Origin of the sequence: Arthrobacter sp. L77, assembly GCF_000816565.1 — a bacterium.
GTDB lineage: Bacteria > Actinomycetota > Actinomycetes > Actinomycetales > Micrococcaceae > Arthrobacter_D > Arthrobacter_D antioxidans.
This window is the reverse complement of sequence record NZ_JWSU01000006.1, coordinates 912,853-928,482: the sequence shown is the minus strand read 5'-3', so window position 1 is coordinate 928,482 and position 15,630 is coordinate 912,853. Positions and strand designations below refer to the sequence as shown.

General features: G+C 68.6%; 10 protein-coding genes. 4 read left to right on the top strand and 6 right to left on the bottom strand.

Annotated features, from left to right (window positions below; translation table 11 throughout):
• Window positions 1-56: 56 nt before the first annotated feature.
• The 6 genes from RY94_RS14400 to RY94_RS14375 form a co-directional block, all read right to left on the bottom strand.
• Complete coding sequence (locus tag RY94_RS14400) at window positions 57-1,838, bottom strand: ABC transporter ATP-binding protein (protein ID WP_052274390.1); 1,782 nt, start codon at window positions 1,836-1,838, stop codon at window positions 57-59.
• Entirely contained in the window at window positions 1,838-2,872 is a 1,035-nt protein-coding gene (locus RY94_RS14395) for an ABC transporter permease (RefSeq protein ID WP_231554534.1), read from the bottom strand. Before RY94_RS14395 ends, RY94_RS14400 begins: the two co-directional genes overlap by 1 nt.
• A gap of 9 nt (window positions 2,873-2,881) precedes the next feature.
• Complete coding sequence (locus RY94_RS14390) at window positions 2,882-4,414, bottom strand: ABC transporter permease (RefSeq protein ID WP_043446191.1); 1,533 nt, start codon at window positions 4,412-4,414, stop codon at window positions 2,882-2,884.
• 102 nt (window positions 4,415-4,516) lie between these two features.
• On the bottom strand, window positions 4,517-6,301 hold the full coding sequence (locus tag RY94_RS14385; protein WP_082046372.1) for an ABC transporter family substrate-binding protein: 1,785 nt from the start codon (window positions 6,299-6,301) through the stop codon (window positions 4,517-4,519).
• 228 nt (window positions 6,302-6,529) lie between these two features.
• On the bottom strand, window positions 6,530-7,129 hold the full coding sequence (locus tag RY94_RS14380) for a GDSL-type esterase/lipase family protein (RefSeq protein WP_082046371.1): 600 nt from the start codon (window positions 7,127-7,129) through the stop codon (window positions 6,530-6,532).
• Window positions 7,130-7,242: 113 nt separating this feature from the next.
• Window positions 7,243-11,100, bottom strand: coding sequence for a multifunctional oxoglutarate decarboxylase/oxoglutarate dehydrogenase thiamine pyrophosphate-binding subunit/dihydrolipoyllysine-residue succinyltransferase subunit (locus tag RY94_RS14375; RefSeq protein WP_043446185.1), 3,858 nt, complete (start codon window positions 11,098-11,100; stop codon window positions 7,243-7,245).
• Window positions 11,101-11,266: 166 nt separating this feature from the next.
• Between RY94_RS14375 and RY94_RS14370 the strand changes: the two genes are divergently transcribed.
• From RY94_RS14370 to RY94_RS14360, 4 genes are all read left to right on the top strand, one after another.
• On the top strand, window positions 11,267-12,718 hold the full coding sequence (locus RY94_RS14370) for a GuaB1 family IMP dehydrogenase-related protein (RefSeq protein ID WP_043446182.1): 1,452 nt from the start codon (window positions 11,267-11,269) through the stop codon (window positions 12,716-12,718).
• A 124-nt stretch (window positions 12,719-12,842) separates the two neighbouring features.
• Window positions 12,843-13,043 (top strand): hypothetical protein, encoded by a 201-nt coding sequence (locus RY94_RS17995; protein ID WP_156135188.1) that lies wholly within the window; start codon window positions 12,843-12,845, stop codon window positions 13,041-13,043.
• A gap of 2 nt (window positions 13,044-13,045) precedes the next feature.
• A complete protein-coding gene (locus RY94_RS14365; protein ID WP_082046370.1) occupies window positions 13,046-14,470 on the top strand; it encodes a hemolysin family protein in 1,425 nt (474 codons plus the stop codon).
• Entirely contained in the window at window positions 14,467-15,555 is a 1,089-nt protein-coding gene (locus RY94_RS14360; RefSeq protein ID WP_043446180.1) for a hemolysin family protein, read from the top strand. The genes RY94_RS14365 and RY94_RS14360 overlap by 4 nt, the downstream gene beginning before the upstream one ends.
• The last annotated feature ends 75 nt before the right edge of the window (window positions 15,556-15,630 follow it).

The window sequence follows — 15,630 nt, the reverse complement described above, 5'->3', positions numbered from 1 at the left end:
CCTCCGCCCGGAGGGGTCCTTCGTCGTCGTGCAGGGTGCTGCTCCGCGAGGTGCTGCTACTCGGACACGCCGGCCGCCAGGATCGCCGAGCGCTGCTGACGCCGCAGCGACTGCTCCGTCGGATCCGGGACGGGCGCCGCCGCGAGCAGCCTGCGTGTGTACGGATCGCGGGGGTACTTCAGGATCTGCTCCGTGCTGCCCTGCTCCACGAGCACGCCCTTGTTGAGCACCGCGATGTGGCTCGCGAGAAGCTCGACGACGGCCAGGTCGTGGCTGACGAAGAGGCATGCGAAGCCCCGCTCCCGCTGCAGCTCCTGCAGCAGGTCGAGGACCTTCGCCTGCACGGAGACGTCCAGGGCCGACGTCGGCTCGTCCGCGACGAGGAGGTCGGGCTGGAGCGACAGGGCGCGGGCGATCCCGACGCGCTGGCGCTGTCCGCCCGAGAGCTCGTGCGGGTACCGGTTGCGGAAGGCGACCGGCAGCTGCACGTCCTCCAGCAGCGACGCGACCCGCTTGTCCAGGTCCGCCCGGTTCAGCTTCTCGTGCAGGAACAGCGGCTCGCCGATGCTCTCGCCGATCGACATGCGCGGGTTGAGGGAGGCCGCGGGATCCTGGAACACGATCGCGAAGCGCTTGCGCAGGGGCAGGAGCTGCCGGGCACTGAGCTCCGTGATGTCCGTGCCGCCGATCCTGACCCGGCCCCCGGAGGTCCTGATCAGGCCGGTGACGGCGCGCGCGATCGTTGACTTGCCCGAGCCGGATTCGCCGACGAGGCCCATCACCTCGCCGGGATTGATGGTGAGGGACACGCCCGAGACCGCCTTGAAGGCCGGCTGGCGGAAACGCCCCGGATACTCGATGTCGACGTTCGTGAGCTCGAGGGCCGGGACGACGCCGGACGCGGTGTGGGACTCCCGCGTGCGCAGGGCCGCCGCGGCGTACTCCTCGTGGATGTTCAGGTGCCCGTCGACCACCTCGACATCCGCGAGGACGCCGCCCACCTTCGAGCCCAGATGGGGGACGGAGCCGAGGAGCTGTTGGGTGTAGGCCTCGGCCGGGGCCGCGAACAGCTGCGCCGTGGGCGCTGCCTCCACGATCCGCCCGCGCTCCATGACGACCACGCGGTCCGCGAGGTCGGCGACCACCCCCATGTCGTGGGTGATGAGGAGTACGGCACTGTTGAGGCGCTTGTTGAGCTTGCGCAGCAGGTCCAGGACCTCGGCCTGCACGGTGACGTCGAGCGCCGTGGTCGGCTCGTCGGCGATCAGCAGCATCGGGTCGTTCGCCAGCGCGATGGCGATCATGGCCCGTTGCCGCTGGCCACCCGAGAACTGGTGCGGGAAGTTGTCGTAGCGGCGCTCCGGCTCCGGGATCTCCACCATGCGGAGGAGCTCGATGGCGCGTTTCTTCGCCTGCGCGGGGGAGAGCTCGGTGTGCTGCTCGACGGCTTCGCGGATCTGCTCGCCCACGGTCAGCACCGGGTTCAGTGCCGTCATGGGCTCCTGGAAGATCATCGCGATCTCGTTGCCGCGGACGCGCCGGAGCGTGCCCTGCGATGCCCCGATCAGTTCCTTGCCGAGCATCTTCGCGCTGCCGTGGGAGCGCCCGTTGCGGGGGAGGAGGCCGAGCAGGGCCATGGAGGACATGCTCTTGCCGGAGCCGGATTCGCCGACGATGGCGAGGATCTCGCCGGGATGGATCTCGTAGGAGACGTCCTCGGCGGCCATGACCCATTCGTTGTCGACGTTGAACTCGACGCCGAGGCCCTGGACCGCGAGGATCGGCCCGTTGACGGGAGGTGCTTGCTCGTCCGAGATGGTGACGGTACTGGAGCTCATTACTGCTTCACCCTTGTCTGCTTGGGATCGAACGCGTCGCGTAGGCCGTCACCGATGAAGTTGACGGCGAGGGCGATGCCGATGATGAAGGCGCCGGGCCACAGGAACAGCCACGGCCGGACCGTGAGCGCCGAGCGGTTGTCGTTGATGGCCTTGCCGAGGGAGGTGTCCGGGGCGGTGACGCCGAGGCCCAGGTAGCTGAGGGCGGTCTCGAGGAGGATGGCCCCGGAGATGGCGAGCGTCGTCGAGACGATGATCACGCCCACCGTGTTGGGCAGGATGTGGCGGAAGATGATGCGCGCCGAGCTCGCCCCGACGGACTTCGCGGACTCCACGAACTCCTTCTCGCGCAGGGACAGGAACTCGCCGCGGACCAGGCGCGCGAGGCCGGTCCAGGTCACGAGGCCGAGGAAGACGGCGAAGGGGATGATGCCGTATTCGGCGACGATGCCCGCGACCGCGGCCGCGATGACGACGGTGGGGATGGTGATGACGACGTCGGTGATGCGCATGAGGAAGGCTTCGGTCCAGCCGCGGAAGTAGCCGGCGACGGCGCCCACCGTGGTGCCGATGACCATGGCCACGATGCCGACGACGAACGCGATGATCAGCGAGGTCTGGATGCCGCGCATCGTCAGGGCGAAGTAGTCGCGGCCCAGCACGTCCTGGCCGAACGGGTGCTCGCCCAGGCTGAACGGCCACAGCGTCAGGGTGGGCTTGCCTTCGTTGAACCGGTCCGCGAGGACGTCGTAGTCCTTGTCCCACCAGCCGGGGATGCCCGCGAAGCCGATCGAGGTGAACGCGAGGAGGAAGATCAGCGTGAGCAGTGCGATGCCGGCGAGGGCGCCCTTGTGCCGGAAGAAGCGTTCGCGGATGAGGCGCCCCTGGCTCTTCGCCTCCGTGGTCCGGATGCGGTCGGTCTGCTCACGGGTGGGGATGGCCGTGGCGATGTCCGTGTCCTGGCTCTGCAGGGTCATCTCGGACAATTCGACCGACGGGCGGGAATCGTCCCGCGGGTTCTGGTGATTGCTCATGATCGGGTCCTAGCTCAGGGTGATGCGCGGGTCGAGGAACGCGTAGGCGATGTCGGCGAGCATGTTGAAGAGGACTGCGGCGGTGCCGACGACGAGGAAGAAGGCCATGACCGGCCCGGGATCCACGTGGTTGATGCCGTCGATGAACATCTTGCCCATGCCGTTCCAGCCGAAGACCTGCTCCGTGATGACGGCGCCGCCGAGGACTCCGGCGAAGTCGAACGCCATCAGGGTGGTGATCGGGATCATCGCGTTGCGGAACGCGTGCTTGACGAGGACGGTGCGCTCGCTGAGGCCCTTGGCCCGTGCGGTGCGGATGTAGTCCTGGTTCATGACGTCGAGCTGGCTGGCCCTCGTGTACCGGGTGTAGGTGGCGAACGAGATGAGCGTCAGCGCGATGGTCGGCAGGATCAGGTGCAGCGCGTAGTCGAGGTTGATCTCCCAGAACGTGCCCGCCAGGTTGGCCGACTGCGAACCGGTGGTGGGGATGGGCCGTCCGCCCGCCTTGGCCGACAGGGTCGGGTAGGCCTGGAGGAGGCGGTCCAGCACGATCAGCAGGCTCACCGACACCGCGATGACAGCCCCGATCTTCGCGGCCTGGGCGCGGAACGGGCCGCCGACCACGCCGGCGACGACGTAGGCGAGCACCGCCGTGACGAACACGAGGCCCAGCACGACGAGCCAGTTCGGCTCATCGAAGACGAAGAGTGAGACGACGTAGCCGAGGAAGCTGACACCGGCGGCGGCGAGGGCGGCGTTCAGGACGCGCCGACGGCGGAAGCCCGCGAGGAGGGCCGTCCAGAGGACGGCGATGCCGGCGGCGGAGACCAGCATGCCGACGATGCCGAGGCCCGGGCTGACGAACCAGCCGGTGACGAGGAGGAGGTAGAGCGCGACGGCGGTGGCCGCGGCAGCGACGCCGAAGACGGTGAGGCGGCGCCTGCGGTCGCCACCGACGACGACCGCCCAGATGACGCCGGCGATCACGCCTATCAGGGCGATCGCGAGATAGGAGAACTGCGGATTCGCCAGCCACGTGTTGAGGTCGATCGCCAGGTACTGCTTGAGCAGGGTGGAGAGCCAGAACAGGGGCAGGGAGAACAGCAGGAAGGAGATGAAGGTGACGGAGTAGTCGAAGACGCTGTACTGGCGGATCGCCGTCACGATCCCGACGATCACGCCGAGCACGAGGGCGAGGACGGTGGCCACGACGACGAGGCGCAGCGTCGAGCCCATCGCGTTCTCGAGCTGGGGGAGGACTGCGGCACCGGAGCGGTCCATGCCGAGGGTGCAGCTCACTCCGCCGGGGACGAGGCAGTGGCCGACCTCCTGCAGCCAGAGGAAGTAGCGGGGGATGGGAGGGACATCCAGGTTCATGGCCGCTGTGCGGGCGGCGATGGTGGCGGCCTTCTCCGGGCCGCTGGTCTCACCGAGGTCCTCGAAGGGATCACCCGACGAGATGGTGAGGAAGTACATCAGCGTGGTGGCTGCGAGCATGATGAAGAACGAGATGATCGTTCGTTTGGCGATGAAGTAGAACACGTGGGGGCTCCTTGGAAACGGTGCAGGCTGTCGCGGTGCCGGGCACAAGGACGGGCAGGCCCGCGGGCCTGCCCGTCCTCATGCGTCAGCGGAAGGCTGCACTCAGTTCTGCTTCGTCCAGCTGTAGGCGTTCCAGGTGATGCCGGTCTGCGTCGGGTTCATCTCGACGCCCTCGAGCTTCGAGGAGGACCCGATGATGTCGGCGTTCGCGTAGAGCACCACGTTGTACTGCGTCTCGGCGAGACGCTCTTCGAGCTCGGTCTTCAGGGGCACGACCTGCTCTTCGTCCGTGTTCGTGACGATCTCGCTCCAGAGGCGGTCGACCTCCTCGTCGGCGTAGCCACCGAAGTTCTGCTCGCCACCGGAGACGTAGATGGACTCACCGGAGGCGACGAGGCCGGATCCGGCCCAGCCGAAGAGCACTGCGTCCCAGGCGCCGGGCTGCGAGAGCTTGGCGCTCCACTCGGCCTCGGGCTGCGGGATGATCTCGAACCCTGCCTTGTCACAGGAGTCCTTGACCAGTGCCACCATGTCGGCGCGCAGCTGGCTGGTGGACGCGTACATCAGCGAGACCTTGACGGGCTCGGTCTTGCCGGCCTCGGCGAGCAGGGCCTTGGCACCCTCGATGTCCGCGGCACCGTCACCCTGGGCGGCGGGAGCGCCGTCGAGGACCGTGTCGTAGTCGGGCTGTCCGGGCTGGTACTCGCGCAGGTTCATGACCGTTCCCTCGGGATCGATCGGGGTCACGAACTTGTCGACCATGTCCGCGCGGGGCGTGCAGGCGTTGAAGGCCTGACGGACCTTGAGGTCCTCGAAGACGGCGCCGGGACGCTGGTCGAGGTCGATGTGCGAGAAGGTCAGTGAGGTGCCGGTGTCGACCGTGACGGTCTCACCGATCTGCTCGAGGGCAGCCTTGGTGTCGACGGTGGGGCTGGAGGGGTCGATCACGTCGACGTCGCCGTTCTGGAGGGCCTGGACGGCCTCTTCGTCGACGACGGTCTTGAAGACGATCATGTCCGTCGTGCCGGCCCGCTCCTCACCCCAGTACTGGTCGTTCTTCACGAGCGTCAGGGTGCCGTTGGTCGCGTTGTCCAGCTTGTACGGGCCGGACGAGGGGAGCAGCGCGGTGTCCGGCAGGGTCGGCAGGTCCACCTCGTAGTCCCAGCCGGTGTTCCAGAACTCGGCGACGGGCGTGAGTGCTGCGATGTCGGTCGCCTTGACGGCTTCGACGAGCTCGGCGCCGTCGCCCTCAGGGGACAGCCCGCCCTGCTCGGCGGCGATGTGCGCGGGCATGAGGGTACCCGGTGTGAGGAGGGCTTCCCAGTCGGCGTAGGGCTCCGAGAAGACGACCTCGAACTCCTTGTCGCCCGGCTCGCCCTCGATCATGTCCATCAGGGCGAAGCCGTTGGTGGAAGCGGCCTGGAAGAGATCCGACTCGGCGCCCGTCTCGGGATCCTTCTCACCGGTGGGGTGCGTGCCCGACAGGGCTGCCCAGGTGAGCAGGACGTCGTCGTAGTCGATCGGTACGCCGTCGGACCACACAGCATCCTCGTTGATGGTGTATTTGACGGTGAGCGGGTCATCGCTGACCTTCTCGTACGAGCCGAAGTCCGGGTTGGCCTCGAGCTCCCCTGCTGCCGTGAAGGCAGCGAACCCACCCGACGTCAGGTTGTCCACGTAGGTGTTGTAGACGGAGTTCGTGGCGGCCGTGTTGCCGTTGTAGCCGGTCGGAGCCTGGCTGATCGCGACGTTGATCGTCGTGGCCAGGTTCTCCTCGGCACTGTCCGAGGCCGGGGCCGCGGCGGTCCCGCCCGCCGATCCACAGGCGCTCAGGGCGAGCGCTCCGATGGACAGTGCGGCGAGCGTCAATGTGCGCTTATTACGCATTCGATAGTCCTTACTGTGCTGGGCGCGAGGGACGCAGCAATGTCCCACGAGGCGGAGTGCCGCCGTGACGGCAATCACACTCGGTCAGCATAGCGAAGGATCGTTGCCTTCGGACACTCAGTAAGTCACTGATAACCCATTTGTTACCCCGGCGAAACATAAGGCTCCTGAATAATGGAAAAGGCCCCGGGGACAGCGTGTCCCGGGGCCTTCCTGGTCGCGTGTGCCCTACTCTGGCGCGGGCACTTCCAGCCATTGGAACCACCCGCGGTGCAGCACCAGCCAGGCCATGAGGCCGTAGCCGGCCTGGCCCGGCGTCCCGCCGTTGGCGGCGAGGTCGTGGCGCCACTGCTCGTGGGCGAGCAGCGGGGTGAAGGTGTCGACGAAGACGTGCTTGCGGCGCGTGGTGACGTCCCCGAAGGCAGCGGAGAGGTCGGCGAGGCGGCGGTTGCGTTCGGGGTCGAGTCCGGGCGGAGGCCCGACGACGAGTGCCTTGACACTCGACTGCGAGGCGCCGTCGAGGATGTTCGCGAGGTTGAGGCGGCTCCTCGCGGTGGACAGCTCCAGGTCCAGGTCGCGGTCGGACAGGCCGATCACGAGGCGGTTGTCGTAGCCGTCGGCGAAGCGGCGCCCCGCCTCCTGCAGCCAGCGGTTCGCCAGGGCTTCGGTCCCCTCGCCGGGAGCGGCGAGGCTGTACGCCTCGACGGCCACGTTGTCGGGCCTGGTCCGGGCCATCACGCGACCGAGCCAGCCGAGAGCCCTCGGATCACCGAGCCCTGCGAGGAGTTCGTCGCCCACTGCTGCTAGCCGGATTCTGCGTTGTTCCACTGGTTCCTCGGTGTGCTCGTCGGAGGTGCGGGGCTGCCTGGGCGTGCCGATGGCAGGCCCTTAAAGACATCGGGTGGGGCCTGAGCCCCACCCAACATCATACGGATGGCTTACTATTGCCGGCCGAACGCCAGCTTGATCAGGAGCTCCTGCTCCTTGGCGTGGTTCTTCGCCGAACCCGTCGCCGTGGAGGCGGACGCGGGACGCGACGCGAGCCGGAGGGGCCGGTCGAGCTCCTGGGGCAGGTTGAGCCCGATGAAGGGCCACGGTCCCTGGTTGGCCGGCTCGTCCTGCGCCCAGACGATCTCCGCGCCCGGGTAGGTGGCCAGGGCGGCCCGGATCTCCTCCACCGGCAGCGGGTAGAGCTGCTCCACACGCACGATGGCCGTCCTGCCGTCGTCGAGCTTCTGGCGCGAGGCCAGCAGGTCGTAGTAGAGCCGTCCGGAGACGAGGATGACCCGCTCGACGTCGTTCCCCGGCGTCTCGAGCGTGTCGGGGATGACGGGCTGGAAGGTGCCCTGGGTGAAGTCCTCCACCGAGCTCGCCGCGGCCTTGAGGCGCAGCAGTTGCTTGGGGGTGAAGATGATCAGCGGCTTCCTCGGACGCGTGTACGCGTGCCGGCGCAGCAGATGGAAGTGGGAGGCGGCGTTGCTCGGGTTGGCGACGACCATGTTCTCCTCGGCGCACATCTGCAGGAAGCGTTCGATGCGCGCGGACGAGTGGTCGGGCCCCTGGCCTTCGTAGCCGTGGGGCAGCATGAGGACGAGGGAGGACCGCTGTCCCCACTTCTGCTCCGCGGAACTGATGAACTCGTCGATGATGGTCTGCGCGCCGTTGACGAAGTCACCGAACTGCGCTTCCCAGATGACGAGGGCGTCGGGACGTTCCACGGAGTAGCCGTACTCGAAGCCCATGGCTGCGTATTCGCTCAGCAGGGAGTCGTAGATCCAGAACTTGGACTGGTCCTCGCTGAGGTCGTCGAGCGGCAGCCACTCGTGCCCGGTGGCGCGGTCGTGGAAGACGGCATGCCGCTGCACGAAGGTGCCGCGACGCGAGTCCTGGCCTGCGAGCCTGACGGGGACGCCCTCCATGAGGAGGGACCCGAAGGCCGCGATCTCGCCGAAGCCCCAGTCGATCCCGCCCTCGCGCGACATCTGCTCGCGCTTGTCGAGCAATGCCTTGAGCTTCGGGTGGACGGTGAAGCCGTCCGGGATCGCGGTGTGCGCCGCTCCGATGTGGGCCAGGACGTCCTTGCTGATCGCGGTCTGCGGCGCGGCGGCATCGCCGCTGTCGGACTGCTGTGCGTAGGGCCGCTCGAGGTCCGAGACCGCCTGCGGGTCCTTGGCGATCACGGGGATCGGCGAGGTCTGGGCGGCGTGCGTCTCGGCGAAGACGCGCTCGAGGCGCTCCTGGTAGTCGCGCAGCGCCTGCTCGGCCTCCTCCTGCGTGATGTCACCGCGGCCGATCAGCGCCTCGGTGTACAGCTTCCGGACGGAGCGCTTGGCCTCGATCAGGTTGTACATCATGGGCTGCGTCATCGAGGGGTCGTCGCCCTCGTTGTGGCCCCGACGGCGGTAGCAGACCATGTCGATGACGACGTCCTTGTTGAACCGCTGGCGGAACTGGTACGCCATCTGGGCCACGCGGACCACGGCCTCGGGGTCGTCGCCGTTGACATGGAAGACGGGCGCCTGGACCATCTTCGCGACATCGGTCGAGTACACGGACGAGCGCGACGACGTCGGGCTCGTGGTGAAGCCCACCTGGTTGTTCACGATGACGTGGATGGTGCCGCCGGTGCGGTAGCCGCGCAGCTGCGAGAGGTTGAGGGTCTCCGCCACGACGCCCTGGCCCGCGAAGGCCGCGTCGCCGTGGATGAGGATCGGCAGGACGGGGAAGGTCTCGCCCTGGTCCAGCAGGTCCTGCTTGGCGCGGACGATGCCTTCCAGCACGGGGTCCACCGCCTCGAGGTGGGACGGGTTCGCGGCGAGGTAGACCTTGGTCTCGTTGCCGGCGTCGGAGGTGAACGTGCCCTCGGTGCCGAGGTGGTACTTGACGTCACCCGAGCCCTGCACGGAGCGCGGATCCTGCGTGCCCTCGAACTCGCGGAAGATCTGCGCGTAGGTCTTGCCGGCGATGTTGGTGAGGACGTTCAGCCGGCCGCGGTGCGCCATGCCGATCGCGACCTCGTCGAGTCCGTCGTCGGCCGCACCGGAGATCACGGCGTCGAGCAGGGGGATCAGGGATTCGCCGCCCTCGAGGGAGAAGCGCTTCTGGCCGACGAACTTCGTCTGCAGGAACGTCTCGAACGCCTCGGCGGAGTTCAGCTTGTGCAGGATGCGCAGCTGCTCCTCACGGCTCGGCTTGGAATACGGGTGCTCCAGCTCGTCCTGGAACCACTGGCGCTCCTCGGGGTCCTGCAGGTGCATGTACTCGATGCCCGTGGTGCGGCAGTAGGCGTCGCGGAGCACGCCGAGCATGTCGCGGAACTTCAGCGTCGGCTGGCCGCCGAAACCGCCCGTGGGCCATTCGCGGTCGAGGTCCCACAGGGTCAGTCCGTGGGTGCGGATGTCGAGGTCGGCGTGCTTGCGCTGGACGTACTCGAGCGGGTTGGTGTCCGCCATGAGGTGTCCGCGCACGCGGTACGCGTGGATGAGCTGCTGGATCCGGGCGACCTTGTTGATCTGGTCCATCGGATCGACCTGGATGTCCGCGCTCCAGCGCACGGGCTCGTAGGGGATGCGCAGCGACTCGAAGATCTCGTCGTAGAAGTTCTGCTCACCCAGCAGCAGCTGGTGGATGATGCGCAGGAACTCGCCGCTGCCGGCGCCCTGGATCACGCGGTGATCGTAGGTCGAGGTCAGCGTGATCGTCTTGCTGATGGCGTGCTTCGCGAGGGTCTTCTCGCTCGAGCCCTGGAACTCCGCGGGGTACTCGAGGGCACCCGCGCCGATGATGCACGCCTGGCCCTTGGACAGGCGCGGCACGGAGTGCACCGTGCCGATGCCGCCCGGATTGGTCAGGGACACCGTGGTGCCGGCGTAGTCGTCGGCGCCGAGCTTGCCGGCCCGGGCCTTCTTCACGAGGTCCTCGTAGGCGTGCCAGAACTCCGAGAAGTTCATGGTCTCGGCCTTCTTGATGTTCGGCACCACGAGGGAGCGCGTGCCGTCCGGCTTCGGCATGTCGATGGCCAGGCCGAAGTTCACGTGGGCGGGCTGCACCGCGGACGGCTTGCCGTCGACGACGTCGTAGTAGACGTTCTGGGAGGGGAACTGGGCGAGCGCGCGGATGATCGCGTACCCGATCAGGTGGGTGAAGGACACCTTGCCGCCGCGGGCACGGGCGAGGTTGTTGTTGATGACCACACGGTTGTCGATGAGCAGCTTCGCGGGGATGGCCCTGACGCTCGTCGCCGTGGGGACGCTGAGGCTGGCCTCCATGTTGGTGGAGATCGCCTTCGCCGGACCGCGCAGCACGCTGACCTTGTTCTCGTCCATCTCGGGCGTGCGGTCCGAGGCGGGGAGCTGCGCGGGGATGGGCTTCGTGGCGGGCTTGTCCTCGCGCGAGGATTCCGGCTTCTTCGCCGGCTCGTTGGCGACGGGGGGCTTGCCGCTCTGCTGGGTGCTCGCGGGCGATTCGCCCGAGGCCTTCGGTGCCGCGGCCTCCGCCTTCACGACCGGCAGTTCCCTCGTGGAGGGCCTGGCTGCCGAGGGCGCGGCGGACGGCGGGCTGGCCGGTGCCGGAGCGGGCGGCGTGGCGACAGCGGGCGACGTCGCCGTGTCGGCAGGGGCGTCCGCGGCACGCCGGTTGTTTCCCGACGGCGTGCCGTCGGCGTCGAACGAGTCGAAGAGCTCCCACCACTTGCGGTCCACCGAGTGACGGTCCCGCTGGAACTGCTCGTAGAGCTCGTCAACAAGCCACTCGTTTCCGCCGAATTCTTCAGGTAGGCGGTGGCTGGTCTGTTCTGGCACTTGGTATACGCCTCTTCCGTAAATTGCCCTGAGCGCGGTGCGGTGGGCAAGATCGGCGCGAAGCCGTGCCCGGACCCTGTTCAAGTGTAGTGACAGGAGTAACGAACAATCCAATCAGCCGGGCCGGGACCACTATACTTTCTGCGGCTGTCTATCAAGGAGAACCATGCGCTTCATCAACCCGCCCACCACCGACCTCACCTATTCGGACGTGTTCCTCGTGCCCTCCACGTCCGAGGTCATCTCCCGGTTCGACGTCGATCTTTCCTCGGACGACGGCACGGGCACCACGATCCCGCTCGTCGTGGCCAACATGACGGCGGTGACCGGGCGGCGCATGGTCGAGACCATCGCGCGGCGCGGCGGCATCGGCGTGCTGCCGCAGGACGTCCCCGTGGAGGTCATCGCCGAGGTCACCTCGTGGGTCAAGGAGCGCCACCCCGTCTTCGAGACGCCGCTGCAGCTCCGGCCCGGCAACACCGTGGTGGACGCGCTGCACCTTATGCACAAGCGGGCGCACGGGGCGGTCCTCGTCACGGACGACGCCGGCGTCTGCGTCGGTGTGGTCGACGCGGACGACTGCGAGGAGGTGGACCGCTTCGCCTCCCTGGAATCGGTGATGCGCCCGGCGCCCGCCGCCTTCGAGGCGTCGATGTTCGACGCCGATCCCGCGGCGGCGCTGCAGAAGGCCTTCGAGGACCTCGACGGATCCCGCGTCTCCCTGGCCCCCGTGGTGCGCGACGGCGTGCTCCAGGGCGTCATCACCCGCACCGGGGCGCTCCGCTCCACCATCTACGATCCCGCGCTCGACGCCGCGGGCAGGCTGAGCGTGGCAGCCGCCGTCGGCATCAACGGCGATGTCGAGGCGAAGGCCGCGGCACTGCTCGACGCCGGCGTGGACGTCCTCGTGGTCGACACCGCCCACGGCCACCAGCGGAAGATGCTCGACGCGCTCGCCGTGGTGCGCGGCCTCGACCCGAAGGTGCCGATCGTCGCGGGGAACGTCGTCAGTGCCGAGGGCGTGCGCGACCTCGTGGCGGCAGGGGCCTCGATCATCAAGGTGGGCGTGGGTCCCGGCGCCATGTGCACCACCCGCATGATGACGGCGGTCGGCCGCCCGCAGTTCTCCGCCGTCCACGAATGCGCTCAGGCGGCGGCCGAGCTCGGCGCCCACGTGTGGGCCGACGGCGGTGTGCGCTACCCGCGCGACGTGGCCCTCGCCCTCGCGGCCGGCGCGAGCCAGGTCATGATCGGCTCCTGGTTCGCCGGGACGTACGAGAGCCCCGGCGACCTGCAGACCGACAGCACCGGACGCCGGTACAAGGAGAGCTTCGGCATGGCCTCCGCCCGCGCCGTGCAGAACCGGACCCGGAGCGACGACGTCTTCGCGCGCGCCCGCAAGGGACTGTTCGAGGAGGGCATCTCCACCTCGAAGATGTATCTCGACCCGGCGCGGCCCGGCGTCGAGGATCTCCTCGACATGATCACCGCGGGCGTCCGCAGTTCGATGACCTACGCGGGGGCGACGACGCTCGGCGAGTTCCGCGACCGCGCGGTGGTCGGGGTGCAGTCCGCCGCCGGCTACGAGGAGGGGCGCCCGCTCCCGCAGAGCTGGTAGGGGTGGGCCCCGGGCGCCGACGGCACGGCGCCCGGGCCGCCGTTGCGCTGTGAGCGAAGAATCAGGGAGAGCCGCGCGGATTCCGTCGGTCCGGCAGGGGCGCGGCCCGTAAACTGGTGGTCTTATGGACAGTCCTTCCGGGGGCCGGCTCGACGCCGGCGCACCCTCTCCTCTTGCCCATCCGCTGCCCGGGGCCGACGCCGGCCGAGCCGTCGACGCCGAGTCCGGCCAGGGCGGCGCGCCACCCGCTCCGTCGGACACCGCGGACCCCCTTAAACGCGGACCGCTGCTCTCCCGCCCCGGCCTGACCGAGGAGGGGAAGTAGCGGTGGAATGGATCTACCTGGCTGCCGGCCTGCTCCTCGTGCTGGGCACGGGCTTCTTCGTGGCCGTCGAGTTCGCCCTCGTGGCCCTCGACCAGACGTACGTCCAGCGGGCGGTGGACGAGGGGGACACGAAGGCCGCGCCCCTGCTGCGCTGCCTGAAGTCCCTCTCGACCCAGCTCTCCAGCTGCCAGCTGGGCATCACGCTCACCACGCTGCTGACCGGCTACGTCATGGAGCCCTCCGTGGGCAAGCTCCTCGAGACGCCGCTCACCGCGCTCGGCCTCTCGGAGGCCGTGGTCGCCTCCGCCTCGCTCATCCTCGCCATGGTCCTCGCGACCCTGCTGTCGATGCTCATCGGCGAACTGGTCCCCAAGAACCTCTCCATCGCGCTGCCGTTCAGGGTGGGCCGGGCCCTGGCCCGCCCCCAGCTGATGTTCACGGCCGTCTTCAAGCCGGCCATCCTCGTGCTGAACGGGTTCTCCAACCGCGTCCTCAACATCTTCGGCCTCGAGGCGAAGGAGGAGATCTCCGGTGCGCGGACGCCGTCGGAGCTGTCCTCGCTGGTGCGCCGCTCCGCCGAGATGGGAACGCTCGACCAGGGCACGGCCAACTTCCTGGCGCGTACCTTCAGCTTCTCCGAGCGGACGGCGGCCGATGTCATGACCCCGCGCATCCGGATGGAGGTCATCGACTCCGACCAGTCCGTGGCCGACGTCGTCGAGGCCGCGCGCCGCACCGGCTATTCGCGGTTCCCGCTGATCGGCGACTCCGCGGACGACATCCGGGGCGTGGTCCACGTCAAGAAGGCCGTCGCGGTCCCGCGCCACAAGCGCGCGGATCTGCCCGCCGGCACCATCATGACCGACGTCCTCCGCGTCCCCGAGACGGTGCACCTCGACTCCCTCCTCAGTGAACTGCGCGAGGCGAACCTCCAGCTGGCCGTGGTGCTCGACGAGTACGGGGGCACCGCCGGTGTCGCCACGCTCGAGGACCTGGTCGAGGAGATCGTCGGCGAGGTCGCGGACGAGCACGACAAGCTGAAGCTGGGTGTGCTGCAGAGCGCCGCGGGGGACTGGTTCTTCCCCGGCCTCATGCGCCCCGACGAGGTCACCCTGCAGATCCCCGGCCTCGTGGTGCCGGACGAGGCCGGCTACGAGACCGTCGCCGGGTTCATCATGGCCGAGCTCGGGCGGGTCGCGGCGCCCGGGGACGCGGTCGAGGTCCCCGCGGGCACACTGACCGTGGAGCGCATGGACGGACGGCGCATCGACCGCCTCCAGTTCCGTCCGGCGCCCACCCCCGAGCACGACGACGCCGGCGCCGTGGTGCCCGAGCACCAGCCGGTGCCCCAGGGTTCCTCGGGTGCCGCGCAGACCACCGGGCCCGTCCTCGCCGGCAGCACGGCCTACCGGAAGGACCACCGATGAGCGACTGGGCAGGAATCGTCTGGCTCGTCGTCCTCCTGGCCGGCAACGCCTTCTTCGTCGGCGCGGAATTCGCCATCATGTCGGCGCGCCGCAGCCAGATCGAGCCCCTGGCGGAGACGGGGTCGAAGCGTGCGAAGACCACGATCTGGGCCATGGAGCACGTCTCCCTCATGCTCGCGTGCGCGCAGCTGGGCATCACCGTCTGCTCGCTGCTGATCCTGCAGGTCGCCGAGCCCGCGATCCACCACCTGCTCGTGGTGCCGCTGGAAGCCGTCGGCATCCCCGAGGGCCTCGCCGGCGGCCTGGCCTTCGCGATCGCCCTGCTCCTGGTCACCTTCCTGCACGTGACCTTCGGCGAGATGGTGCCGAAGAACATCTCGGTCTCCGTCGCGGACAAGGCCGCGCTCCTCCTGGCCCCGCCGCTGGTGATGATCGCGCGGGTGGTCAACCCGGTGATCTCGTCGCTCAACTGGGCGGCGAACCACATCCTCCGCGCCCTCCGGGTGGAGCCGAAGGACGAGGTGTCCTCGACCTACACGCTGGAGGAGGTGCAGTCGATCGTCGAGGAGTCGACGAAGAGCGGGCTCGTCGACGACGAGTCCGGGCTCATCACCGGTGCCCTGGAATTCTCCGGGCAGACGGCAGAGACCACGATGGTGCCGCTCAGTGGGCTCGTCACCGTCCGGACGGATGCCACGCCGGAGGACTTCGAACGCGCCGTCGGCCGGACCGGGTTCTCCCGGTTCGTCATGGTGGACGAGCACGACAACCTCACCGGTTACATGCACCTGAAGGACATCATGTCGATGCCGCAGGCCATGTACCGCCGGCCCATCACGGAGAACAAGGTCCGCACGCTCGCCAACCTGTCCCTGCACGACGAGATCGAGGACGCCCTGACGGTGATGCAGCGGACGGGCTCGCACCTGGCGCGCGTCCTCGGACCCGACGGCTCCACGCGCGGTGTGCTCTTCCTCGAGGACGTGATCGAACAGCTCATCGGCGAGATCCGCGACGCCACCCAGAACCGGGGTGCGCGCAGGTCGGGGGAGGGCATCGGCGGTCCCGACGCGCCGGCCGCCTGATCCTCGGTCTCGGAGAAATGCGAACGGTTCGCGTTTGGGCTATGCTCGAAGCACTAACCTGAACAATTCTCATTA